Origin of the sequence: Paenibacillus suaedae (assembly GCF_032337355.1) — a bacterium.
In the GTDB taxonomy this organism is placed as follows: Bacteria; Bacillota; Bacilli; order Paenibacillales; family Paenibacillaceae; genus Paenibacillus_B; species Paenibacillus_B suaedae.
This window is the reverse complement of the sequence record NZ_JAVYAA010000003.1, coordinates 795,498-820,184: the sequence shown is the minus strand read 5'-3', so window position 1 is coordinate 820,184 and position 24,687 is coordinate 795,498. Positions and strand designations below refer to the sequence as shown.

At 44.7% G+C, this 24,687-nt stretch carries 21 protein-coding genes and 2 pseudogenes; 18 read left to right on the top strand and 5 right to left on the bottom strand.

Annotated features, from left to right (window positions below; genetic code table 11):
- The first annotated feature begins 212 nt into the window (after window positions 1–212).
- On the top strand, window positions 213–413 hold the full coding sequence (locus RQP50_RS17030; RefSeq protein ID WP_072729296.1) for a tautomerase family protein: 201 nt from the start codon (window positions 213–215) through the stop codon (window positions 411–413).
- A gap of 201 nt (window positions 414–614) precedes the next feature.
- On the opposite strand, the gene RQP50_RS17025 is transcribed toward RQP50_RS17030, so the two are convergent.
- Window positions 615–1,295 carry a DUF4386 domain-containing protein gene (locus RQP50_RS17025; RefSeq protein WP_072729297.1) on the bottom strand — a complete coding sequence of 227 codons (681 nt, stop codon included), beginning with the start codon at window positions 1,293–1,295 and terminating at the stop codon, window positions 615–617.
- 153 nt (window positions 1,296–1,448) lie between these two features.
- Here RQP50_RS17025 and RQP50_RS17020 point away from each other — a divergent pair.
- Window positions 1,449–1,664 (top strand): annotated as a pseudogene (locus RQP50_RS17020) (hypothetical protein); the annotation flags it as partial.
- A gap of 205 nt (window positions 1,665–1,869) precedes the next feature.
- On the opposite strand, the gene RQP50_RS17015 reads toward RQP50_RS17020, so the two are convergent.
- Entirely contained in the window at window positions 1,870–3,147 is a 1,278-nt protein-coding gene (locus tag RQP50_RS17015) for a dicarboxylate/amino acid:cation symporter (protein WP_072729299.1), read from the bottom strand.
- A 109-nt stretch (window positions 3,148–3,256) separates the two neighbouring features.
- Entirely contained in the window at window positions 3,257–4,291 is a 1,035-nt protein-coding gene (locus RQP50_RS17010) for a DctP family TRAP transporter solute-binding subunit (protein WP_315746145.1), read from the bottom strand.
- Window positions 4,292–4,377: 86 nt separating this feature from the next.
- Here RQP50_RS17010 and RQP50_RS17005 point away from each other — a divergent pair, with 86 nt between their 5' ends.
- From RQP50_RS17005 to RQP50_RS16960, 10 genes and pseudogenes are all read left to right on the top strand, one after another.
- A complete protein-coding gene (locus RQP50_RS17005; protein ID WP_315746144.1) occupies window positions 4,378–5,982 on the top strand; it encodes a sensor histidine kinase in 1,605 nt (534 codons plus the stop codon).
- On the top strand, window positions 5,966–6,787 hold the full coding sequence (locus tag RQP50_RS17000) for a response regulator (RefSeq protein ID WP_315746143.1): 822 nt from the start codon (window positions 5,966–5,968) through the stop codon (window positions 6,785–6,787). The genes RQP50_RS17005 and RQP50_RS17000 overlap by 17 nt, the downstream gene beginning before the upstream one ends.
- A 395-nt stretch (window positions 6,788–7,182) precedes the next feature.
- Window positions 7,183–8,667 carry an Lsa family ABC-F type ribosomal protection protein gene (locus RQP50_RS16995; protein WP_315746142.1) on the top strand — a complete coding sequence of 495 codons (1,485 nt, stop codon included), beginning with the start codon at window positions 7,183–7,185 and terminating at the stop codon, window positions 8,665–8,667.
- A gap of 256 nt (window positions 8,668–8,923) precedes the next feature.
- The gene (locus RQP50_RS16990) at window positions 8,924–9,970 is read left to right on the top strand and encodes a Cfr family 23S rRNA (adenine(2503)-C(8))-methyltransferase (RefSeq protein ID WP_315746141.1); all 1,047 of its coding nucleotides are present in this window, start codon (window positions 8,924–8,926) and stop codon (window positions 9,968–9,970) included.
- A gap of 12 nt (window positions 9,971–9,982) precedes the next feature.
- Complete coding sequence (gene ppsA, locus RQP50_RS16985; protein WP_315746140.1) at window positions 9,983–12,571, top strand: phosphoenolpyruvate synthase; 2,589 nt, start codon at window positions 9,983–9,985, stop codon at window positions 12,569–12,571.
- Between the two features lie 140 nt (window positions 12,572–12,711).
- A pseudogene (locus RQP50_RS16980) lies at window positions 12,712–12,915 on the top strand (glycosyltransferase); the annotation flags it as partial.
- Between the two features lie 260 nt (window positions 12,916–13,175).
- Window positions 13,176–14,078, top strand: coding sequence for an acetamidase/formamidase family protein (locus RQP50_RS16975; RefSeq protein ID WP_315746139.1), 903 nt, complete (start codon window positions 13,176–13,178; stop codon window positions 14,076–14,078).
- Between the two features lie 44 nt (window positions 14,079–14,122).
- Window positions 14,123–15,490 carry an APC family permease gene (locus RQP50_RS16970; protein WP_315746138.1) on the top strand — a complete coding sequence of 456 codons (1,368 nt, stop codon included), beginning with the start codon at window positions 14,123–14,125 and terminating at the stop codon, window positions 15,488–15,490.
- Between the two features lie 93 nt (window positions 15,491–15,583).
- Complete coding sequence (locus RQP50_RS16965) at window positions 15,584–15,886, top strand: ArsR/SmtB family transcription factor (protein WP_315746137.1); 303 nt, start codon at window positions 15,584–15,586, stop codon at window positions 15,884–15,886.
- Window positions 15,887–16,021: 135 nt separating this feature from the next.
- Window positions 16,022–17,416, top strand: coding sequence for an aldehyde dehydrogenase (locus tag RQP50_RS16960; RefSeq protein WP_072729308.1), 1,395 nt, complete (start codon window positions 16,022–16,024; stop codon window positions 17,414–17,416).
- A 561-nt stretch (window positions 17,417–17,977) separates the two neighbouring features.
- Here RQP50_RS16960 and RQP50_RS16955 read toward each other — a convergent pair.
- Complete coding sequence (locus RQP50_RS16955) at window positions 17,978–18,796, bottom strand: YheC/YheD family protein (RefSeq protein ID WP_315746136.1); 819 nt, start codon at window positions 18,794–18,796, stop codon at window positions 17,978–17,980.
- 150 nt (window positions 18,797–18,946) lie between these two features.
- Window positions 18,947–19,762, bottom strand: a complete 816-nt coding sequence (locus RQP50_RS16950) for a DUF6492 family protein (RefSeq protein WP_072729310.1) — start codon at window positions 19,760–19,762, stop codon at window positions 18,947–18,949.
- A gap of 403 nt (window positions 19,763–20,165) precedes the next feature.
- Between RQP50_RS16950 and RQP50_RS16945 the strand changes: the two genes are divergently transcribed.
- From RQP50_RS16945 to RQP50_RS16920, 6 genes are all read left to right on the top strand, one after another.
- On the top strand, window positions 20,166–20,477 hold the full coding sequence (locus RQP50_RS16945) for an acetamidase/formamidase family protein (protein ID WP_394358404.1): 312 nt from the start codon (window positions 20,166–20,168) through the stop codon (window positions 20,475–20,477).
- A 12-nt stretch (window positions 20,478–20,489) separates the two neighbouring features.
- Entirely contained in the window at window positions 20,490–20,924 is a 435-nt protein-coding gene (locus tag RQP50_RS16940) for an acetamidase/formamidase family protein (protein WP_315746164.1), read from the top strand.
- A 292-nt stretch (window positions 20,925–21,216) separates the two neighbouring features.
- Window positions 21,217–21,495, top strand: a complete 279-nt coding sequence (locus RQP50_RS16935; RefSeq protein WP_142542577.1) for a hypothetical protein — start codon at window positions 21,217–21,219, stop codon at window positions 21,493–21,495.
- A 207-nt stretch (window positions 21,496–21,702) separates the two neighbouring features.
- On the top strand, window positions 21,703–22,479 hold the full coding sequence (locus RQP50_RS16930; protein WP_315746134.1) for an NUDIX hydrolase: 777 nt from the start codon (window positions 21,703–21,705) through the stop codon (window positions 22,477–22,479).
- A 152-nt stretch (window positions 22,480–22,631) separates the two neighbouring features.
- Window positions 22,632–23,207 carry a cysteine hydrolase family protein gene (locus RQP50_RS16925; RefSeq protein ID WP_315746133.1) on the top strand — a complete coding sequence of 192 codons (576 nt, stop codon included), beginning with the start codon at window positions 22,632–22,634 and terminating at the stop codon, window positions 23,205–23,207.
- Window positions 23,200–24,684 carry a nicotinate phosphoribosyltransferase gene (locus RQP50_RS16920; protein WP_315746132.1) on the top strand — a complete coding sequence of 495 codons (1,485 nt, stop codon included), beginning with the start codon at window positions 23,200–23,202 and terminating at the stop codon, window positions 24,682–24,684. The genes RQP50_RS16925 and RQP50_RS16920 overlap by 8 nt, the downstream gene beginning before the upstream one ends.
- Window positions 24,685–24,687: the final 3 nt, after the last annotated feature.

The window sequence follows — 24,687 nt, the reverse complement described above, 5'->3', positions numbered from 1 at the left end:
CATAGTAGAGCGACCTCCTGGATGGGATTATTGAGGCAATGACCTCGTGCACAACCCCATCGTACCGAGGCGCTCGTTTTTGTTCAACCACCCAATTATTCGTATTACAGGAATTCTAACGGGCAGATTAGCGTGGTGAATTTAAAACTTTTTCCACTTATTTACCGTATATAATTAAGTAGTCCAAATATATTGTGTAAGGAGGGGCCACAATGCCGCATATAAATCTCCAAATAACGAAGGGTGCTAGTAGGGAGCAAAAGGCGCAAATCGTTAAAGAATTTACTCAGACCCTTGTCAATGTACTTGGCAAGAAACCTGAACATACCCATATTGTTATTCAAGAAATTGATGAAGAAAATTGGGGGTTCAGCGGTGTTTTGACAGACGATTTTCTAAGGAGTAAGTCTTAAGTTATTACGTTAACTGGGAACGTTAGTTCAATGAAACAGCGACAGTCTAGGACTTTATTTTCTTATCCTTGGCCTGTGTTGTTTTATTTTCTAGGGTCAGTCTAAAACTTATTATATGGAGTCTGACGTTATAACAGTTTGAAAAGTCGCCTAGATCATAGACATCCAGTCTAATACTTTATTTTCTGCTGACAACAGAAACTATTCCGGCCGATTGAATCCTTTCATGATCAGCCATATAGCCAATACCAATTGTTGAACAGCAATCGGCACGTTCAATATCATATAGGTTGAGTCCAGACCGATGAAGCGAATCATAAATAACAGGCTTGCCAATATAGATAGTGTTGAGCCAATCAGACCTGAAACTGATAACCAACGGGGAACGATTTTGGTTTGGACAAAAATGCAGGTAAACAAGAACATTGCTAAAACAAATGCCAGTGTTGTTGCTACATGGTTCACCAAATCCCGACCATCCCGCAACAATTCACCCAAGGTGTGGAAATAGGATACATTCAGAGCATCAACTTTTGCAAATTCTTGACTTACTGACAGTAACAGCAGAAGAATGATAACACCAATCATAATGAACACACCTGAAATGATGCCAAAGCCAACAGAGCCTAGAGCAAGACCTTTATTATGCTTGCTTAACATCGGATACAGCAAAATCGGAATCCCAACATAGGCAGCAACCATTAATAATTGAGAAAACGCTCCTATCAGTACCTGACCTTCATTTTTAGAAGCGTTGACCAGGTAGTCTGCTCCATCAATAACAGGAACTACACTACATATCCCTGCAACCAACCCGACTATGAATAACAACCCTACAATTACAGCAGACCTTCTACTTGAATGGATACTCTTCCTTAGCATTATGAACCTCCTTATCATATCTATCGTGGGGGCTACTATCAAAATACTCCGAATCGCTTTCTGACATGACAGGGTTCGGACAGAATAACTGAGCAAAGTTGAATCAATCAAGTTGGAGTGTAAAAGCAATGAAGGGAAGGCGTCAGCAGGGGTTCAGTATCTAATAATATTACTTCGGAAATGGGTATGGAGCTGTTGGATGTCACAGATGTAATCCGCCCTTATCCGGAAGTCCATTATAGTTTACATAATAATATTATGGTTTACTTTAATGATGGACTGATTCAGTTGAAGGGTGGACAGAAGACCCAAGACGCGATCTATGCTTTTCTCAATAAATATGGAATGCGATGTACCGGAGAGATCGATGGGAGATGCTGATCTAGAAGATGGAAGTCACAGCCTATACGGATCCTAGCTGGAAACCATTGTTTGTATCTATACAAAGGCCTCGTCACCATTCTAAAACAGCAGCATATTAACAAAAAGGATGAGCAAGATCAACATTTATTAATGGATCTAAACTCATCCTTTTTTACAATTATAAATAATCGCAAATCACTTTCTGAGAGTCTTAATTATAGGCAATGTTGCCGCTGCCGCTCTTTACAGTAGATTCATCAGCTTCTAATCGATTCGGATCAAATTCATTCTCCATCTTGGCGATAACAACGGTTGCTACACCGTTACCGATCAAATTCGTAATTGCGCGAGCTTCGGACATGAAACGGTCAACACCCAGCAGTAGGGCCATGCCTGCGATCGGAATGGATGGGAAAGCAGCTAATGTTGCTGCTAGTGTAATAAATCCTGATCCTGTAACCCCGGCAGCACCTTTGGAAGTTAGCATCAATACGAGCAGAAGGGTAATTTGCTGCCAGATGCTTAGATCAACACCAGATACCTGAGCGACAAATAGCGCAGCCATTGACAGATAAATCGATGTACCGTCCAGGTTGAATGAGTATCCTGTTGGAATAACAAGTCCCACGACGGATTTGGAAGCACCATATGCCTCGAGCTTTGACATCATTCGCGGAAGGGCCGATTCGGAAGAAGAGGTACCAAGCACCAGTAAGATTTCTTCTTTAATGTAAGAGATAAACTTGAAGATGTTGAATCCGAATACTTTGGCGATGAATCCGAGTACGACGATAATAAATAGGAACATGGTCAAATAAACAGAACCCATCAGCTTGCCAAGTGTGAACAACGAGCCAAGGCCAAATTTGCCAATCGTATATGACATTGCACCAAAAGCGGCAATTGGTGAAAGCTTCATAATGATATTAACGATACCAAAAAATACGTGTGAGAGCTTATCAAATAAAGAAATGATGGCTTGCCCCTTTTCACCAATAGCGGTTAGAGCAAAACCAAACAGGACAGCAAATAACAATACCGGAAGAAGCTCACCGCTAGCAAAAGCCCCGATAACATTATCAGGCACGATGTTCATGATGAAGCCCATTACACTATTATCATGCGCTTTCTCCGCATATTGTGCAACGTCACCTGTAGCCTTTGAAATATCGATTCCAGAGCCTGGCTTAACTATATTTACTACAAGTAGGCCAATTGTAAGTGCTATGGTTGTTACAATCTCAAAGTACAATAATGCCTTACCACCGATGCGTCCGACCTTTTTCATATCGCCCATGCTTGCGATTCCATGTACTACGGTGAAGAAGATGATTGGTGCAATTACCATCTTGATAAGCTTGATAAAGATGTCTCCAAGCACCTTCAGTTCAACGGCATATTTAGGGAAAAATTGTCCGAAGAGAACCCCAAGAAGAATCGCGAATAATACTTGAACGGTCATGTTTTTCATGATTTTTTTTAACTTCATGTTCATACCCCTCGCTTTCACCATTGTAAGCGCTTTTATTAGATGTGCTTAAGTGTAAGAGAGAGGGGAGAAGGTGACAAGCATATGGTCATATTGTTCTTTTTGGTCTTTAAGGCCCAGAGATTTCGCTCATTATATCAGCCCCGATTTTCAATGCGAAATCTTTATAAAGCTCCTTTGAGGCTATCCTCCATTCCGCTGTTTGCTCTTTCGTTAAGATGGAAATCTGTAAATTCTGGTTCGTATGAATCTCGTTCATATGAGACTCATTTCTAGCTGCTTTCTTATTTGCCTGCTCTGTTGTTTCATCCATTGCTTCGATGAGCAGCTGTTGCACATCAGAAGGCAGGCTATCCCAGAAGGATTTGTTGAAAATAACGGCATAGCCCAAATAACCATGATTGCTAATCGTCATATATTTCTGTACTTGGTAGAGGCGTTTGCTTACGATATTCGATATCGTATTTTCCTGTCCATCTACTGAGCCGTCGGCTAGATTGCGATAGGCGTCGTTAAAAGGAATAACACTTGTCTTCCCTCCCCAGTTCTTAATATGCCGTTCAATTAATGGACTTGGCTGTATGCGAAACTTTAGACCTTTGAAATCTTGAGGCCCCAGAATAGGCCGTACATTGTTCGTCACTTGTTTAAAGCCATTGGACCAGAAGGCGACTCCCATCATGCCATACGGTCTAAGCGTTTGGAATAGCTTGTCTCCAAGCGGACCATTCAGCTTGCTTTCAACCTCATTCTGATCTTTGAAAGCAAATGGCAGATCCATGACTAGCCATGCTGGATCGATCTCGCTCATGGTTGAGAAGGATGGGGCTATCATTTGAATATCACCACGCTGAAGTGCAGCAACTTCATTGTTCTCACCATACAGCATGCCATTTGGGAACACTTGTATCTCGATGCGATCCTTTGATTTCTTCTTTACAAGATCAGCGAATTCAGCTGCAGCGAGGCCCTTTGGTGTGTTCTCAGCAACTACATGACTGAATTTGATGACGATCCGTTGCTTAAGTCCAGTTTGTTCATCATCCTGATAGAGATGCTCATTCAAGTTTGGCTGATATCCGACTAGATATGCAGCTAACAATCCAATAATAATGAACATTCCAATGCTTGCAATCGCTTTCAAATTTGTCTCCTCCCAGTTGCTAAATTAGACTTATTATTGCACAATAGCAGATAAAGGTAAATATTTCGAAAAGGAGGGCAATAGACTTGAACCGAATAGGAATCTATTGGAAAATCATTTTACTTTCATTCGGTTTGGTTCTGTTCTCCCTCCTAATTGCTGTAGAAGTCTTGCTAGGAAGCTTGACTAGCGTCAAAGAAGAAGGCTTACGTCAACGGCTTATTACGACTGCCCAAATTGTTGCTAATCTACCGGGAGTGGCAGAATATATCAATGAGCAGAATGGAGCCGAGCATATTGCTCCCGTTGCTGACAAAATTCGCATGCTGAATGAGGTTGATTATATCGTCGTGCTGGATATGAATCGCAAGCGCTTATCACATCCTCTATCGGATCGAATAGGAACGTATTTTAGTGGGGACGATGCGGATGCAGCTTTTGCTGAGCATATGTATGTTTCCAAAGTAAAAGGTGAAGCAGGTGTTGGCTTGCGGGCATTTGTGCCAATCATGAACGCGAAGCATGAGCAGGTTGGCGTTGTAATGGCAGGGGGACTTCTGCCAACAATGAAGGATATTTTCCCCGAGCAACTCAGATCGGTTATGGTAATGATTATATTAGCGCTTTCGTTTGGAATGATGGGCTCAGCGATGCTTGCGAAACATATCAAGAAAGAGATGTATAATCTAGAGCCGCATGAAATTGCCACGATGTTTCGTGAACATACGGCTGCATTCCAAGCTATGCATGAAGGAGTAATCGCCATCGACAGCAAGGAGCGAATCACGATTTTCAATGAACGGGCTAAGCGCATTTTTGGCGTGTCCAAGGATGTTATTGGGCTGAACATTTGGGATGTGATTCCAGATTCTCGCTTGCCTGAAGTACTTAAGGTAAAGATGCCGCTCCTGAACCACGAATTGCTGATTGGCGATACGCTCATTTGGAGCAATCGAATACCCATAATCGAGCAGGGGGTTACACAGGGAGCCATAGCGATTTTTCAAGACCGCACGGAGGTTACGCATATGGCAGAAGAACTGACAGGTGTGCGAGAATTTGTGAATGCCTTGCGAGCCCAAAATCATGAACATATGAATAAAATGCATACCGTTGCGGGGCTTCTGCAGCTTGGAAAACATGAAGAAGCATTAAGATATTTGTTTGAGGTATCTGATCAACATGAAGAGACAACAAGATTTATGCAGGAGCATTTTGAGGATGATGGAGTTGCAGGCTTACTGCTTGGTAAGATCAGTCGAGGTCATGAGCTTGATATAGATGTGATCATCGATCCGAACTGCGGTTTGCGTCAATTTCCAGATTCGCTTGATCGACGAGATATCGTGCTTCTGGTAGGGAATTTGATTGAAAATGCATTTGACGCACTTTCCAATATCAAGGTTGATCAGAAGGCAGTGTATCTGTACATTGGACAAGATGAAGATTATTTAACGATCTTAGTAGAGGATAATGGCTGCGGTATGACAGAAGACACGAAGGCAAGAATGCTGGAACGCAGCTTCTCGACCAAAAATGGAGAGCATCGAGGGATAGGCCTATTTCTGATAAGTGGGATTATTGCAAAAGGTAAAGGGCTGCTTCGGTGTGAATCCTCCCCAGGACTCGGAACATCAATGGAAATCGTTTTTCCGATGAAGGAGGCGATAAGAGATGCAGGAGCAATGTAAGCATATCGTGCAGGTATTGCTGATTGAAGATGATCCAATGGTTCAGGAAGTGAACCGCATGTTCATCGAACGGGTGAATGGTTATAAAGTTATTGGGACGGCAGGCAACGGTCAGGATGGCTTGCGGATGATTGAAGAACTGAAGCCGGATCTAATCTTTCTGGATGTGTTTATGCCTTCATTTGATGGAATTAGTACGCTGAAGGAAATTAGAGCGCGTAATCTACCAGTAGATGTGATCGTAGTTACGGCTGCTAAAGAGACGGAAACATTACGAGCGATGATGAGAAACGGTGCAGTAGATTATATTATCAAGCCATTTAAATTAGAGCGGGTTAGACGGACATTGGAACGTTATCGTGATCGATACGAGACGTTAACCGACGATCATACAGTTACCCAAGAGCAGCTTGATCGCATTCTACAAATGGGAGATGAGATCCGAACGGATAGCACTGTGAACGATGGATCTTCTCTATTAGAGCAGAGTTTAGGGCAGAGTGTAATCCGAGACAAGAACATTATCGAATCATCATCACCTGCTGAAATGTTTATATCTACGGAAGAACTGCCGAAGGGATTAAATCCAGTAACACTTAAACAAGTGCTTGCAGTCATGGCTGATAAAGGTGGGAAGCTATCCGCAGAAGAAACAGCCGAAGGGGTTGGGATTGCGAGAGTGACAGCAAGAAGATACCTCGAATATTTGTCAAAGACAGGATATGTTTATCTAGAGGTTAATTATGGAGGCGTAGGGCGACCAATTAATCGGTATGTGCTTCATTCAAGACCAAAAAGAGACTAAAATCATCCGAAACACGTCTTTTACGTGAATATTAAAATTACAAATGAAAATGTAACACCGAAGTGGATGGGGGCTAATTACTCATGACTCATAAAGGTTAAATGCTGCCACTTCTTATTGCAATGAAATATCTGGTATGTTAATATTGCGCTAACACTTACGATAGGAGTTGAAGAGGATAATGTAGAATTTCTTGCTAACGTTTAAAGGATAAAACAAGTTCTATTTGTGCTGTTTTATTCTTTATTGGCAAGAAAGTTACCTTATTCTTTTCACTCAAAATATATCCTTATCTGACTCTGTGTAGGGTTGGATTTGTTTTATTTTTTTGAGCTGTAAGAAAGGTCAACTTTCTTGCAGCTCTTTTTTATTTGTGAACCAAGGAGGTTTCTGGAATGTCATTGATCAAGGTAACGAACCTGACGTTTGCCTATGACGGCAGTTACGACAACATTTTTGAGCATGTAAGTTTACAAATCGATACCAACTGGAAATTGGGCTTTACGGGGAGGAACGGCCGGGGCAAGACTACGTTTCTCAATCTGCTACTCGGCAAGTATGAATACAGCGGAACGATTTCCTCTAACGTCAGCTTCGAGTATTTCCCGTTCCATGTCGAACACAAGGAAAAGTATACATTCGATGTGGTAGCTGACATCTATCCCGACTACGAGCACTGGCAGCTCATGCGCGAGTTTTCACTGCTGAAGTTGTCAGAAGATGTGTTATATCGACCGTTCGACTCGTTGTCCAACGGAGAACAGACGAAGGTTATGCTGGCGGTTCTGTTTTTGAAGGAGAACAGTTTTTTGCTTATCGACGAGCCGACCAACCATCTAGATCTGCATGCTCGGAAGCTGGTAAGTGATTATTTGAACGGGAAGAGCGGCTTTATGTTGGTGTCACACGATAGGGCGTTTCTCGATAATTGTGTAGATCATATCATTTCGATCAATAAGACCAATATCGAAATTCAGAACGGAAATTTCTCAGACTGGTGGGAGAACAAACAAAGACAGGATAATTTCGAACTGGCTGAGAACGAAAAGCTGAGGAAAGACATTAAGAGGCTATCCGAAGCGGCCAAGCGAACGAGCAACTGGTCGCACGAAGTAGAAAAAACGAAAAACGGCACCCGCAACTCTGGCTCCAAGGTCGACAAAGGATACATCGGCCACAAGGCCGCTAAAATGATGAAGCGATCCAAATCGATCGAGCAAAGACAGCACTCTGCGATCGAGGAAAGATCACAGCTTCTGAGAAACGTCGATAGCTCGGAAAGCCTGAAAATATCGCAGATGACTTATCATAAACACCAATTGGTCGAGCTTGATCGCGTTTCGATTCATTATGGAGAAAAGAACGTGTGCAGCGATATCAGCTTTACTATCGAGCAAGGGGACAGAATCGTGCTCTCCGGTCCGAACGGCTCAGGCAAATCCAGTTTGCTCAAATTGATTTGTGGCGAGGATATTCCTTATTCCGGCGTGTTTCGAAAAGGGAGCCAGTTGAAAATTTCCTATGTTTCACAAGATACCTCGCAGTTGCAAGGAAATTTGTCGGAATTCGCTAAATCCAGTGAAATTGACGAAAGCTTGTTCAAAGCGATTTTGAGAAAACTCGATTTTTCGCGCTTGCAATTTGAAAAGGACATTGCTTCTTATAGCGGCGGTCAGAAGAAGAAGGTACTGATTGCGAAAAGCCTCTGCGAACAGGCTCATTTGCATATTTGGGACGAACCGCTTAATTTTATCGACGTCATTTCCAGGATGCAAATCGAAGAACTGCTGCTGGAGCATTCACCAACAATCCTTTTTGTGGAGCATGACAGCGAGTTTTGCAAACATATCGCAACTAAAATGGTGGAACTGAACATATAACACACCCTAGGAGGATGAAAACAATGAACATTGAGGTTGAGGTTGTAGATGATAATGTGAACCGGTTCCTACCGGCTGACCCGGTTCACAAAAAAATAGATCTGTTGCCGGAGGTATACCAATCTATCGACAGATGCACGTAGCGATGATGTCCATAAACTCATCGTGATTTTTTCTGCGTAGTTGGTGAATGACGCATGAAAGCTCCAGATTGACGGTTGCTTTTTTGCATTTTCTCCGGCGGTAAGGAGAACACATGAAACCAACCTCCAAATATGAAACGATTGGACAGATCCTGTCCGACTTCAAGCAGCCTGCATACCGGTATGGGCAAATTATCGACGCTATTTTCAAACAGAAAATTGCTGAATACGAACGGATCACCATACTGCCTACATTTTTGCGGGAAGCGTTGACCCGGACGCTTGGTCCGAACGTCTCCAGCGTTATTCCAGTAAAAGAACTCACATCACAGCAGGTCAGCAAGGTGTTGTTTGCCATTGATGGAGGCGAACGCGTAGAGGCCGTAAGACTTTCCTATAAACGAGGATGGAAATCGTATTGTATTTCCACGCAGTGCGGCTGCGGGTTTGGGTGCCGCTTTTGCGCCACGGGTACCATCGGGCTGAAACGCAATCTAACCGCCGACGAAATTACCGACCAATTGCTTCACTTTCACTTGAACGGCCACGCCTTGGACAGTGTGTCCTTCATGGGCATGGGGGAGGCGCTCGCCAACCCGCAACTATTCGATGCGCTGGCGATTTTGACCAATCCAAATCTCTTCGGTCTAGGACATCGAAGAATTACGATTTCGACAATCGGCCTGTTGCCAGGAATCGATAGGTTGACGCGGGAGTTTCCACAGGTCAATCTAACCTTCTCGATGCATTCGCCTTTCGACGAGCAACGGAGTGAACTGATGCCGATCAATAAGCGGTTTCCGCTCCGCGATGTGCTCAATTCATTGGATCGCCACATCCGACATACGGGAAGAAAGGTGTATATCGCATATATTTTACTTCGAGGGTTCAACGACTCGGCGGAGCATGCGAAAGCGGTTGCTGCGCTGTTGAGGGGAAGGGGAGCTTGGGAACATCTCTACCACGTGAACCTCATTCCCTACAATTCAACAGAAGTAACGCCTCAGAGCTACTTGCCATCTGATCCAGAGAGGATCGAAACGTTCGTGCGGACGTTGAAAATGTACGGTGTGAACGTTACGGTCCGAACTCAATTCGGAGCAGACATTAATGCGGCATGTGGTCAGTTGTACCGAGCTGATTCTAAAATGAATGGATAGGGGAGATAGGGTATGAGTTCTTTCGTTCTCGGTTTTCAGGAAATGAAAAATACACAGCTATTGCTCGTTGGCGGAAAAGGATTGAATGTAGGGGAGTTATCAAGAATTGAGGGAATCCAAGTACCAGAAGGCTTTTGTGTGACAACACGGGGATATCAAAAAGCAATCGAGCAAAACGAAATGTATCATGCTTTGCTCAATCGACTGACGATGCTAAACATTGAGGATCGAGATCAAATTGGTGAAATCAGCAGGAAGATTCGAGAAATCATTTTGGAAGCGGAAATTCCTTCTGATGTTGCGGAAGCAGTAACGCAATATCTCTCCCAGTTTGGCGAGGAACATGCTTATGCCGTGCGTTCTAGTGCGACTGCTGAAGATTTGCCACATGCCTCTTTTGCTGGCCAACAAGACACTTATTTAAATATTATCGGCAAAGAAGCCATCCTGCAGCATATCAGCAAATGTTGGGCCTCTCTATTTACGGATCGCGCAGTCATTTACCGCATGCAAAATGGGTTCGACCACAGTCACGTTTATTTAGCCGTTATCGTTCAAAGGATGGTGTTCCCACAAGCTTCGGGGATTTTATTTACCGCCGATCCGATCTCTTCCAACCGCAAGGTGATATCGATCGATGCGAGTTTTGGACTTGGAGAAGCACTGGTCTCTGGCCTGGTCTCTGCCGATTGTTATCAAGTAAAGGAAGGGGAGATCATCGATAAGAGGATCGCGGCCAAAAAATTGGCGGTCTATGGACGAAAAGAAGGCGGAACAGAGACACAACAGATCAATCCTAAGCTGCAAGAGGCTCAAACCCTGACTGAGAAACAAATTTTACAACTAGCACGCATCGGAAGGCAGATCGAAGCCTATTTTGGTTGCCCGCAAGATATCGAATGGTGTCTGGTTGATGATACCTTTTATATAGTTCAGAGTCGGCCAATCACGACGTTATATCCGATTCCGGAAGCGAATGATCAGGAAAATCGCGTTTATGTATCTGTCGGTCACCAACAAATGATGACCGATCCTATGAAACCGCTGGGATTGTCTTTTTTCCAGTTAACCACTACAGCACCCATGAGTAAAGCTGGTGGCAGGTTGTTTATTGATGTGACACCTATGCTCGCTAGCAGAGATCATGTATTACATTACCTGGGAAAATCCGATCCGCTTATCAAAGATGCACTGATGACCGTTCTGGAGCGAGATTTTATAAAGATGCTGCCAGTTGATACCACAGCACCAAATCCGTATAAAAGCACCGCAGATAAAATGCGTGAAATTGAAAACAATCCGTCAATCGTTCCTGATTCAATTAAGCGTAATCAAGAATCGCTCGAAGCGTTGAAACACAATATCCAAACGAATTCAGGATCGGATTTGTTTGATTTTATTTACGAAGATCTCGAGCAATTAAAGAAGATTGTTTTTGATGCGCAAATTATAGATGTGATTCTGGTTGCAATGGATGCTGCAGCATGGATCAATGACAACATGAACGAGTGGTTAGGTGAAAAACACGCTGCAGATACCCTTTCTCAATCTGTACCGGGCAATATTACTTCGGAAATGGGTCTGGCGCTATTGGATGTCGCAGATGTGCTCCGTCCTTATCCAGAAGTCGTAGATTATTTAGAACATGTAAAAGAGGATCATTTCTTGGATGAACTGCTTAAGTTAGAAGGTGGGCAGGAAACCCGAGACGCTATCGATGCTTATCTCGTCAAATACGGAATGCGCTGTGCCGGAGAAATCGATATAACTAGAACGCGTTGGAGTGAGAAACCAACTACGCTTGTCCCCCTGATTCTCGGCAATATCAAAAACTTTGAGCCTAATGCGAGCAAGCAGAAGTTTGAGCAAGGGCAACAAGAAGCTTTGAAGAAAGAAGAAGAGTTATTAGAGCGATTAAAGCAATTGCCGGATGGCGAACAAAAAGCCAAAGAAACAAAACGAATGATCAATCTCATCCGGAATTTCAGCGGGTTTCGAGAATATCCAAAGTACAGCTTGATTAATCGCTACTTCGTGTATAAGCAGGCTTTACTTAAAGAAGCTGAACAACTCGTACAAGCGGGCATTATTCATGAAAAGGAAGATATCTTCTATCTCGCTCTTGAAGAACTTCACGAAGTCGTACGCACCAATAAACTGGACTACCAAATCATTATTAAACGAAAAGACGAGTACAACCATTATGAAAAACTAACCCCACCACGTGTTATCACGTCTGATGGCGAAATCATTGTAGGGAAGTACAAACGAGATAATCTTCCCGCGAATGCTATTGTAGGTCTGCCAGTTTCTTCAGGTGTTATAGAGGGGCGTGCACGTGTCATCTTGAACATGGAAGATGCTGATCTAGAAGATGGAGATATATTAGTCACCGCCTTTACGGATCCTAGCTGGACACCATTGTTTGTATCTATCAAAGGCCTCGTCACCGAGGTTGGCGGACTGATGACCCACGGAGCCGTTATCGCGCGTGAATATGGCTTGCCTGCAGTTGTAGGAGTGGAGAACGCTACCCAGCTGATCAAAGATGGACAACGAATTCGTGTGCATGGAACAGAAGGGTATATCGAAATATTGTAATTCTTGAGCGCCGTGCAGGAGTTCCTGAAAGTAGTCTCCATAATTCCGAAACAAAGAAGACCGAGGAAGCTATTCCTCGGTCTCGTAATGTTGTTAATCAAGTTTAAAGCCATAAAATTCGCCGCGTCTTGATCGCATAAGTCGATATGCAGAAGGTTTGGATCGACCATACGATATGGACGAGAAGCTATATGGTCAGCGCCATTTCTGATCGTGCAGATCAAAAGGATGTATTGGATCGGCTCATGCGGAACCAACAGGACATAGGCGATGTATTCAAGCTCTATTATGGAGAAGCCTTGGTAATAAGCTTGTGTTGTGTACTTCTGCATCCTATTTTTGTGTGATTTCTTCTATTTGAGTAGAAACTTGCTATAATTAACCATAAAAAGAGAGGTGAATATTTGCGGCCAGCGGTTTGTCGTTATTCAACATGTGAGCTCAAAAGAAACCGTGAGGTGCCGAGCTGGCGGGAGGCATTCTATTTTCGACAAACGGCTGCAAACTGCTCCCTATCGTTTTCCGTTATACGATAGAAATAAGCTGATGCTTCCGCTTATTTGATTAACTATATAAAAGAAAAACTTGAAGGAGGCTGTACATAGTGTTTTCTGTATCCAACGAGCAATTTTTCTACTCATTTAGCAAAGATAATTCGCAAGCTTTGCGCGTTCCATCCAATTCCTGTGTTGTCATCCATACCTTCGATTGCTTTAAGGATCAGATTCAATCGGAACAAGCTACGTTCCAATCCATCGACTGGAACCAGATCAATCCGGCCTCGGGAGCGATCTATGTCGAAGGCGCTATGCCTGGTGATATCCTCAAAGTACATATCAACGAAATTGAATTGGGCAAGCAAGGCGTTATGGCTGTAGGGCCTGGACTTGGCGTCATGGGGCACCGTATCGATGCCTTTCAAATCAAAATCATCCCCATAGAAAACGGCAAGGCGCTATTTAATGACAAGCTGCACATTCCTCTGACTCCCATGATCGGAGTGATCGGCGTTGCCCCGGCAGGTGAGCCTATTTCCTGCGGCACTCCCGGTGCGCATGGCGGCAATATGGACACGAAGCTGATCACCACCGGAGCGACGCTCTATCTTCCCGTTTTCCATGAAGGGGCGCTGTTTGGCCTCGGCGATCTGCATGCAGCGATGGGGGATGGCGAAGTCGGCGTTTCCGGCATCGAAGTTTCCGCTCGTGTAACGGTAACGCTCGAAGTCATCAAGGGGACAAGCATCCCGTATCCTTTTGTGCAAAATAAAGAAGGGATAGCTTCGATCGTATCCAAGCCTACGCTCGATGAAGCGGCGCGTAAGGCTGTAGAAGTCATGATCGATGCGCTGCTTCCCCACATGGAGCTGTCCTTGGGCGAGCTGACGATGCTGTGCAGTGCCATCGGCCAATCGCAAATCTCACAGATTGTCGATCCGCTCATGACAGCAAGATTCTTCATGCCGAATAGCGCGCTGGATGCTTATAATGTAAAATTATTCGAATAGTCAACAAATTCCGGGAGAGATGAGGGATAAGTCTGAAGACAAACGTGACGTCACAGCCGGAGCGTCTGGCTAATTTGGAACAGTTCGGGTACAAACAAGAGCTCAAGCGTTCCTTATCGTTCTGGGATTTATTGATTTACGGGCTTATATTCATGGTCCCGATCGCCCCATTCGGCATTTACGGCTACGTGGCGCAGGGCTCGTTTGGAATGTTATCTCTCGCGTATTTGATCGGCATGGTCGGCATGGTGTTCACGGCGCTGAGTTACGCGCGAATGTCGGAAGCGTTTCCGATTGCTGGATCCGTTTATTCCTACGCCCAACGCGGCATCAATGAACATGTCGGTTTCTTTGCCGGGTGGGTGATTCTGCTCGACTACATACTTATTCCGTCGCTTTTGTATTTGATCAGCGCCTCAGCCCTAGGAGCAATAATTCCCGAAATCCCGTCCTATGTTTGGCTGCTGATCTTTATCGGCATCAATACCGTTATCAATATTTTCGGCATCGAGATTACGGCAAAAGCAAACAAAATCATAGTCACGCTGCAACTGCTCATTCTTGCTGTGTTCATTACTGCGGCGGTTATTGCCGTTGTGAAAGGGGTTAACGGCGCCACCTTTACATTTAAGCCCCTATATGACCAAGCTCATTTCAACATCGGCACGATCATGGGGGCGGTATCCATTGCGGTGCTAAGCTTCCTTGGCTTCGATGCGGTATCAACGCTTGCTGAAGAGACAAACGGAGGCAAAAAGGCCGTCGGCCGTTCCATCGTCTTCTCTCTGCTGGTCATCGGCATCATGTTTATCGTCCAAACCTGGGTTGCGGCGCTTCTGTGGCCGGATTACACGACTTTCGAGAACGCTGATGTCGCCTTCTATCAAATCGCCGAGCTCGCAGGCGGACCTTGGCTGAAGTGGACAACCATTATCGCCACGGCACTCGCGTGGGGGATTGCCAACTCGCTGGTGGCACAAGCTGCCATTTCCCGCATCCTGTACAGCATATCGCGCGACAAGAAGCTCCCGGGGATTCTGGCCAAAGTCCACTCTAAGTATCAAACGCCTTATGTGAGCGTCCTAATCGTCGCGGCAATTTCGCTGATCGTCACGCTCAGCTTTTCATCGCATATCGCCAGTTTGTCCTCGCTCGTCAATTTCGGAGCATTGACAGCCTTCCTGTTTCTTCATCTGTCGGTAATCAACTATTTCCTTCGGAAGCTGAAGAGCAGGGATTACTTGAATCATCTGCTCTATCCGCTCATAGGACTCGTGATTATCGGCTACGTCTGGTACAGTCTTGACGCTGCTTCCAAACAGTTCGGGTTCATATGGATGGGCATTGGGATTGTATATATGATCTATCTGAAGCTGACGAAGAAGGATGCTTCGATCGCGGGGGATCTGTAGATGCTTGTTATCTTTATGGATTAACAAAACGCTTACTTCAAGACTTTAAGTATGTAAACCTTTCGCTACAACGTCATGAAGAAAGGATAAAATATGGGGAAACAGGCATTAGAACAATTTCGTACATGTATTCCTTTTTTTCAGCTGTTAGTAGATCCGCATCGCCAAGATATCATCCTGTGGCTTAGTGAACAGGGGCCTATGTCAGTGGGTGAAATAACAGCCCAATCTACATTATCGCGTCCAGCGATTTCACATCATTTAAAATTGCTGCGGGATCAAGGTTTAGTTACGATGGAGAAGATCGGTACAGAGCGTTATTATTCCGTAACCTTGGATATTGCTGTTGATTCGTTAAAAAAACTACTATTGTTACTTGAGAATGAGTGCCTTTAGGACATATCTAAAGGCATTTGTAATCTCCTATATGTCCAAGGGTTTGAACGCTTAGATATTTAGATGTTCGGAATTGTTGGAAGGATAAGAGCATAAGGAATTTATACAGTGAGAAGAGAAAAGGGGTGTAAAGGAATGAATCACATAGAAAAGCTGGAAGTGGATAGCATATTAGCGCAACATAAGGAATTTTTTCAAAAAGGAACGACGAATACTGTGCAATTTCGCCTCGAACAGCTGCGCAAATTAAAAGATGCCATTAAGCGTAATGAAGACCGAATTACAAAAGCACTGTATCAGGATCTAGGGAAAAGCGAATATGAGGCGTATTCAACGGAGATTGGCTTTGTATTGGATAGTATGAAGAACACAATGAAGCAAGTGAAGAAATGGATGAAGCCCCAGAAGGTAAAAACACCTCTAGCTTTGTGGCCTTCTAGAAGCCGCATTATTAAAGAGCCATATGGGACAGTACTCATTATCGGGCCTTATAATTATCCATTCCAATTGCTGATCGAGCCTCTTATTGGTGCAATTGCTGCGGGAAATTGTGCGGTACTTAAGCCTTCAGAACATACACCTCATACAACGCGAGTCGTTCATGAAATGATTCACGAGATCTTTGATAATAGCTACATCCGCGTCGTAGAAGGGGAGAAGGAAATAACGTCAGCACTTATTCATGCACCTTTTGACTATATCTTCTTCACGGGAAGTGTACAGGTTGGAAAGATTGTGATGGAGGCTGCTGCCAAGAATCTGACTCCCGTAACCTTAGAGCTTGGAGGGAAGAGCCCCGTCATTGTAGACAAGACTGCGAACTTAGATGCAGCAGCGAAAAGAATTGTATGGGGCAAGTTTATGAATACAGGCCAAACCTGCATTGCGCCAGATTACATGTTGGTACATTCGGAAGTCAAAGACGCTCTCATTTCAAAAATGAAAGAGGTCATCGTGAATTACTATGGAGAAGATCCGATGGTCAGTAAAGACTATGGCCGCATTGTGAATGAGCGCCAATTCGATAGATTGAATTCAATTCTGGAAAAAGATCGAAATAACGTAATCTATGGCGGTAAATCTGTAAGAGAGAAGTTGTATATCGAACCAACATTACTGGAGTCAGCATCTTGGTCTGATGCGGTTATGTTAGACGAGATTTTTGGGCCGCTTCTACCGATTTTGGAATACGATCAGTTGGACCATGCCATTCACACCATTCAAGAGCATCCGAAGCCATTGGCCTTATACTTGTTCACAGAGGATAAGAATTGTGAGGAAGAGGTATTGCGTAGAGTTTCCTTTGGTGGCGGTTGTGTAAACGATACGATTCTTCACATTGCGAATAGTCATTTGCCTTTCGGTGGCGTGGGGAATTCAGGCATAGGCGCCTATCATGGGAAATATAGTTTCGACCTTTTTTCACATCATAAGAGCATTGTAAAGAAGACCACAATAATCGATACCAGTTTTATTTTGCCTCCTTACAATGAGAAGAAACTGAGATTGGTCAAAAAGTTCCTACGTTAGAATTTTATTTCTTACCGATATAGGTATCATTAGGATTGTAGCAAGGATGGGATCGATGAACATGGAAGCGAAACGGTCAGCATTAGTGGTAGGAGCAACGGGTTTCATAGGGAGGGAAACGCGATGAATTTCGGTTAGGGGAAAAGGTTGGGGAAATACTTTTGAAAATGGTAAACTCTCTGCTTGTGGGGTCTGCAAGAAAATATCGTTCTATTTCAGGAGAACAGGTCGCATATGCAATGAAAGTTATCGCTTTACGAAGCAAAGAACAGAAAGTTACCATCTATCCTTCTGATGAAATTGTAAAGTTTACATCGCTTTAGAAGTATAGACCGACCACAAGACTGCCTATCTATTGGCAGTCTTTATTTTTGTGCTGTAGGAATGAGCGGCGATTTCTTATGTACGGTGACGGCAGAGCAGGTGGAACTTACCGACATCAGAAGAGAATCGGCGTAGAGGGCGAGAAAAAAGAAACAGGGAGACTGCAAGTTTTAGCCGCCTCGTCTCCATGTTCGATAATCATTGTGCCTTTCACCATGTCGATCGTAGTGGATGCTGCTATCGTTGTAAAGGCTTATTTGAAAGGGATCGATTGCTATACCGCTTCGGCTTGGACTTGGCCTTAGGGATACGCTTCAATGCTCTGGCGTAACTTAGCACTTTGCGGGCGATGCTCTTGTCGGCCAAGTGCCGGAATATATAAGGGTCGGGATTCGTATTCAGCTCGATGATCCAAGGGCGCAGTCGGTTGTCCAGGCCAATATCCGCGCCGACCATGTTGAGTCCGGGATACGTGCGGCTGAGAGCTTTGGCGGCGTCATATCCGGCTTTGGAAAGGGTCTTCTCGATTTTGGACAGGTTCTCTCCGGAAACAAAAGGCTTCAGCAACGTCCGAACTTCCGTTGGTTTGCCGCCGCAATGGTAATTCGTCACGATCTTCCTCGGGTGAGCGACCCGTCCGATCATACCGGTCATCTCCCAAGCGCGTTTGCGATTGCGTTGGACCATAACGCGGATATCGAACCGGCGGCCCTTGTATTTCAAGAGATGGATTCCTTTCTGAACCAAATAAGGGCGTTTTGGTTTGTTGCGAACGATAGATTGATACATGGAAGGGAACGAATCGAACACGCGCTTCTTTTCTTTCTCTTGATACGAATAGGAGTCGTTGCCTTGTTCTACACGCATGACTCCGTTGCCGTAAGTGCCCGCTTCCGGTTTGATGTAAACCATGGAATAGCGGCGAAGCATCTTGCCAAGCGATTTTTCGTTCATTCTGCGGGTTTCCGGCACCAGCATGCGGACTTTCGGGTCTTTCAAAATGGCCTTTGTTTTCAGCCATTTGCTTAAAACGTTCTTTCGAGCGGATGTTTTCAAGCTTCGGCACCTCCTGCCATGTAATATATGCTGACTCTATCCCCCCCGGATTCAGGCAAATGTGGAGATGGAGATGAAATTTGGGCACAAACGAAAGCTGGCTTCATCTGAGAGTTTGAAGCCAGCTTAATTCGCGTATGGCTTATCCGGCTACTTTGCGCTTCGGGTGTAACTCTTTCTTTTGTGAAAAGACAGCGATCGGTAGCGTTGGGCCAGCTTATCGACGGCAGATCCCGACAGAGCGGATGGGCTGGTCGACAGACTTTTGTTAAGCGCGCTTTTGAGTCGAACTTTCTCGGGGTGAACGGAATAAACGTAATTTCCGTACGTCTCAAATTCAGAAAATCCGAACTGCTTTTTTCGGTTGACGCTATTCAGAATGGCTTTAAACCACTTCGTTCCGTGCCTCGCTTCGATTTTGTTCTTGAGCGACCGCAGCTTCGTTTTGTCGAACAACATGTAGTGCGTCACGTAAGAACGGGGACGTGGGGCTTTTGTTCCAAGTAGCTTGCGATAGGTGACGAAATATTCAGGCTGGCTCCAGTTTCGGCAATAGAACAGTTGCTTGCCGTCGGCGTAGAACCGGTGCGGCCGGATCAACACGGTATCGGCGTCGATAACCAAGAAATGCCTCTGTCTCACAACGGAACTGCTGCCGAGTTTCAACAGTTGCTGGTATAACCAGCCGGATCTCTCCCATCTTTTAGAACGGTACGCGATCTGTTTTTTTTGCAAGGGGAGAACCGTACTTTCATGAATGAAGGCACAGCCTTTGAGATGGCAGATGGCTTTGATTTTGGGGCTGTTCGGCGCCACGACGAAAATCCGGCCGATGGGATGCCGCACGTATTTCCTTACACCGTCGATCACATAGGGAAGCGTGTCCAAATCTTTGTCGATGGCCGGAATGACGACGTCGATTTTGATATCAGAGTTCGAGGCCAATGAGAATCCGCTCCTTTTCATAGTCGGTTAACGTCAGAATATGCTGAGCCGATCATTTTGGGTTGGGACTGCTGCCCCCTTACTTTCCCGTCGACAGCTTTTTTTCAACCATGACTCCGTGTATTTTGGGCTGCATCCATCAGATTGACCTCGCCCTGGATAACGTTCCCGATTGGATTTTGTGGCAGGTGTCGCAGCAGAGAGCCCCAGGAACCGACCATTAACGGTTGCATGCTGTTAGCGGTTGCACATCTACTCAAAATACCGAAATTATCGGTGCTCTTAAGCAATGTGAAAGCCAAGGAAAATTCCTCGATCTAAAGGAGGCGAAACGATCGCTGTACACCACTTCCAACCCAAGCATTACCATAACACCATAGGGGCGCACGAAGCCGTACTCAAAATTGCCGACGGCGATTCCGTCGTGACATCCACAGTAGACGCCAGAGGCTTAGACTACAGAGGGGAGAGCGTCGCCGGGCGCGGAAATCCGATGACGGGACCATTCTATGTGGAAGGGGCGCAGCCCGGCGATACGCTTGCCGTACGGCTTGAGTCGATGGTGCCGAGCCGGGATTGGGGCTGGACGTTCAACGTGCTGGCGCGGAACGTCGTCGACCAAATAGCTGCCGCAGCTTTGCCGCCATTCGACATTGTGCGTTGGTCTGTGGACGCTGAGCAAGCTTCGGTTGTTTTGGAAAATCCGACGTCCGGTTTGGCCGGATTGAAGCTGTAAGCGCGCCCGTTTCTGGGCTGCTTTGGCGTTGCTCCTCAGAAAGATCAGGCGATTTCAACGGCAACGAGCGGGGAATACGGTGGGAATATGGACTATAAAGGCCTTGTAGCTGGTGTTACCGTCTTTTTTTCGGTTTTTGCGGAGGGGGCGCTCTTCCATCTTGGGGACGGGCATGCCATTCAAGGCTGTGGGGAGATTGCAGGCACCGGTGTGGAAATATCGCTCGACGTCCGTTTCACTGTTCAGGTATTGAAGGGGAAAACGATCGGTTGGCAGCGAGGCGAATCGGACACTCACTGGTTTTGCATTGGCAACGCCAGGCCGCTTGATCAAGCACTTCAGCATGCAACGACGGAAATGCTGGCTATGCTGACGAAAGACTACGGCCTGACTGCCTCGGAAGCAAGCCTTCTCCTGGGCCAGGCCGTGGAATACGAGGTGGCATAGGATGATTCTCGATGGTGCCGATGTGTCCCAAACGCTGCGCTCATGGACGAGGTTCGCATAACACATATTAAACGTATCCGATATCATGTTAATGATGACGATAACTGAGGAACTCTAGTGCAATAAAACACGCACGTAGGCAGCCGACCAAACGATCGGCTGCCCTTTCTATGTAAATGGTGATGATGACAACAAAAAGTTAATATTTACAAAAGAACGAATGCTCGATAGTATTTTAGATGTGCTTACACTCGTAATGTATAAAATATAGAAAATAGGGGATTGTACAATCATGACAGAAGAAAAAACAAAAAAGAAGTCATCGCTAAAATACGTTATTGTCGGTGTATTACTGATCATCTTAGCCGTTACGAATCCGAATAAAGACGACTTTACTGATTATGTGAGTAAGAAAGCAGATGCAAATCACTTTGTAGCATCTGTTGCTTTTAAGCTTCTGGGAATGGAAAGAGATAATTATATTTTCTTCTCTAAGTTCTCATTTTATAACGTTAATGGAGACAAAGTTATTGTTTATGGTTTATTAAATGGTGTCTTTTTTAGTTTGTAAACAATGGTTTAACCATACATATAACCGTGTTGAGACATGAAACTTTGAAAGAAGCCTCCCCCAAAGGAGGCTCTTTATTTGCGCAAAATTAGTTAGAATAAGGTTTTTAAAGACATGGAATATATAGGTTGACAAAAGGATGAATTACTCGTATTATACAATTAACACATTGGTAATTGTTAAAAGAGAGAAAAGGTTGTGCTTAGCATGTCAAACAAAGAGGCCTTGGAACAATATGATGTAAAACAATATCGAACGCCAGATGGATATACATCTGATATTGCTGTTTTTACGATAGTGCCTGTTACAATCAAAGAATTCAAACCACCCGAGATGGAGCTCAAAATTATGCTCATTCAGCGGAGTATGCTTAACAGCGAAGGCAAGCCAAATATCGAAGCAGGGAAGTGGGCATTGCCCGGTGGCTTCGTCAATCCAAATGAGACTGCCTATGAAAGTGCAAAACGCGAATTACAAGAAGAAACAGGTGTAGAGAACATTCATCTTGAACATTACGGTGTATACGATAAACCAGGACGTGATCCGCGGGGCTGGATGATCACAAATGCACACTTTGCGATTGTTCCCGAACACAAGTTGTCCCAAAGACAGGCAAACGATGATGCTTCAGATGTTCAATTGTTCTCGGTAAAAGAGGTCATGAATCTCGATCTTGCTTTTGATCACGCACAAATCATCGCAGATGCGATTCATGTGATTCGCCAGAAGCTTCTCGAAACGTCTGTCGCCAAGGAGTTTCTACCCGAAGAATTTACGTACTCGGAGCTGCAAGCCGTTCTCCTTACGGTCACAGATGATTCCGCAATTGCGTCGGAACCGGCATTTGCAAGAAAGATCAAATCGTTGCCCTTTATCCAAGAGGTTGTAGGGAAGAAGACTACCCGAACATCGAAACGACCGACACAGTTGTACCGATTTGTCGAAATGGATCTAAACAAATCCATTTACCATACCAGAATGTGATGGATGTTAGCTGATTACAATAAGATGGTGACTAAAGGAAATAGCATTTCGAAGTCGAGGTGTGAAGTGCTATTCTAACTTTATTGTCACTACTCTTTTTTGCGATAACAATTAACAATTATGAAATAGTTAAATTAAAGGAGGAGTACACAATGAAAAAGAAAGCACTCATTAATATCGACTATACAAAGGACTTTGTTGCTGCGGATGGGGCAATGAGTTGCGGAGCACCAGGGCAAGCGATTGAAGGGCGAATGACTGAAATTACGAAAGCGTTTATTCAAAGTGGTGATTTCGTTGTTTTCGCTATCGACATTCATAAGGAGAATGACGCATTCCATCCGGAAACGAAGCTGTTCCCGCCGCACAACATTGAGGGAACCGATGGTCGGAAGCTTTTCGGTCAATTGGAGGATCTGTATCAAGCAAATAAAGACGCTAATAATGTCTATTGGATGGACAAAACAAGATACAGTGCATTTGCTGGTACAGACTTAGAGCTTTTACTTCGAGCAAGAGGGATAAATGAACTTCATCTAGTAGGCGTTTGTACGGACATTTGCGTACTCCACACCGCAGTAGATGCTTACAATAAAGGTTTCGATATTGTCGTTCATGAGGATGCCGTTGCAAGCTTTGATGCCGAAGGTCATGTATGGGCACTCAGACATTTCAAGGGTTCGCTCGGAGCTGTAGTAGTCAAAAAGGAGGAAAACGATAATGAATAAGGTTGAGCTTCCGATATTCAATCATGGTGATGACAGTCTCGCGCTGCATACCGATAAATATCAAATTAATATGGCGCAGGTCTACTGGCAAAAGGGCATGCATACCCGTAAAGCAGTATTCGAGGTGTACTTCCGCAAGCTTCCATTTCAGAACGGATATGCGATCTTTGCAGGTCTGGAGCGGGTCGTTCGTTATTTGTATGATTTCCACTTTACCGATAGTGATTTGAGTTATCTTCAGGAAGAAGGGTACAGCGAAGAATATCTGGACTACCTTCGGGCCATTCGTTTTACAGGAACCGTTCGTTCGATGAGAGAAGGGGAATTGGTTTTTGCGAATGAACCGATTATGCGAATTGAAGCACCACTGGCGGAAGCACAGCTAATTGAAACTGCGATACTTAATATCGTTAATTATCAAACCCTTATTGCAACAAAAGCATCTCGAATTAAGCAAGTAGCAGGTGAGGATCATTGCATGGAGTTCGGAACTCGGCGAGCACAAGAACTGGATGCCGCGATTTGGGGTACGAGAGCTGCGTATCTTGCGGGATTCGAAGCAACGTCGAATGTAAGGGCAGGGAAGTTATTTGGCATCCCTGTCTCGGGCACACACGCTCATGCAATGGTTCAAGCCTATCGAGATGAATATAAGGCATTTAAAGCGTATGCAGAAACGCATAAAGACTGCGTATTCCTTGTTGATACCTATGACACACTGAGATCTGGTGTCCCTACGGCAATCAAAGTGGCGAAAGACTTCGGTGACCGTATCAACTTTAAAGGTATCCGACTTGATAGTGGAGACTTAGCGTATTTATCGAAAGAAGCACGTAAAATGCTTGATGAAGCAGGCTTCCCGAATGCGAAAATCTATGCCTCAAACGATCTCGACGAACAAACCATCATGAACCTGAAAACACAGGGGGCTAGAATAGATGTATGGGGCATTGGCACCAAGCTGATTACAGCGTATGATCAACCCGCATTGGGTGCTGTATACAAGCTGATCTCGATTGAAGACGAAAACGGAGATATGGTCGACACGATCAAAATCAGCTCGAATCCTGAGAAGATTACGACCCCTGGACGCAAGCGTGTATACCGCATTGTCAACAAGGCGAATGGGAAATCGGAGGGAGACTACATTGCACTGGAACATGAAGAACCGCAGTCGGAACAGCGCTTGCACATGTTTCATCCCGTTCACACGTATATCGCGAAATTCGTAACGGGATTTGAAGCTAGAGAACTTCATCATACCATCTTTGAGAATGGCAACTTGGTGTACGATGTACCTACTCTTAACGAAATTAGGGAGTTTGTAAAAGAAAATCTCGATGTATTATGGGATGAATATAAACGCACCCTCAATCCAGCAGAATACCCTGTTAACCTCAGTCAAGAATGTTGGAATAACAAGATGCGATTGATTGAAGAAGTTCGTAATAAAGTTCAAGCGGATCTCGAAGCTTAGAAG

Coding starts and splice junctions, on each gene's coding strand:
- RQP50_RS17030 (WP_072729296.1), top strand. CDS start 213: ATGCCGCATATAAATCTCCAAATAACGAAGGGTGCTAGTAGGGAGCAA.
- RQP50_RS17025 (WP_072729297.1), bottom strand. CDS start 1,295: ATGCTAAGGAAGAGTATCCATTCAAGTAGAAGGTCTGCTGTAATTGTA.
- RQP50_RS17015 (WP_072729299.1), bottom strand. CDS start 3,147: ATGAAGTTAAAAAAAATCATGAAAAACATGACCGTTCAAGTATTATTC.
- RQP50_RS17000 (WP_315746143.1), top strand. CDS start 5,966: ATGCAGGAGCAATGTAAGCATATCGTGCAGGTATTGCTGATTGAAGAT.
- RQP50_RS16995 (WP_315746142.1), top strand. CDS start 7,183: ATGTCATTGATCAAGGTAACGAACCTGACGTTTGCCTATGACGGCAGT.
- RQP50_RS16990 (WP_315746141.1), top strand. CDS start 8,924: ATGAAACCAACCTCCAAATATGAAACGATTGGACAGATCCTGTCCGAC.
- ppsA (WP_315746140.1), top strand. CDS start 9,983: ATGAGTTCTTTCGTTCTCGGTTTTCAGGAAATGAAAAATACACAGCTA.
- RQP50_RS16965 (WP_315746137.1), top strand. CDS start 15,584: ATGGGGAAACAGGCATTAGAACAATTTCGTACATGTATTCCTTTTTTT.
- RQP50_RS16960 (WP_072729308.1), top strand. CDS start 16,022: ATGAATCACATAGAAAAGCTGGAAGTGGATAGCATATTAGCGCAACAT.
- RQP50_RS16950 (WP_072729310.1), bottom strand. CDS start 19,762: ATGAAAAGGAGCGGATTCTCATTGGCCTCGAACTCTGATATCAAAATC.
- RQP50_RS16935 (WP_142542577.1), top strand. CDS start 21,217: ATGACAGAAGAAAAAACAAAAAAGAAGTCATCGCTAAAATACGTTATT.
- RQP50_RS16930 (WP_315746134.1), top strand. CDS start 21,703: ATGTCAAACAAAGAGGCCTTGGAACAATATGATGTAAAACAATATCGA.
- RQP50_RS16925 (WP_315746133.1), top strand. CDS start 22,632: ATGAAAAAGAAAGCACTCATTAATATCGACTATACAAAGGACTTTGTT.
- RQP50_RS16920 (WP_315746132.1), top strand. CDS start 23,200: ATGAATAAGGTTGAGCTTCCGATATTCAATCATGGTGATGACAGTCTC.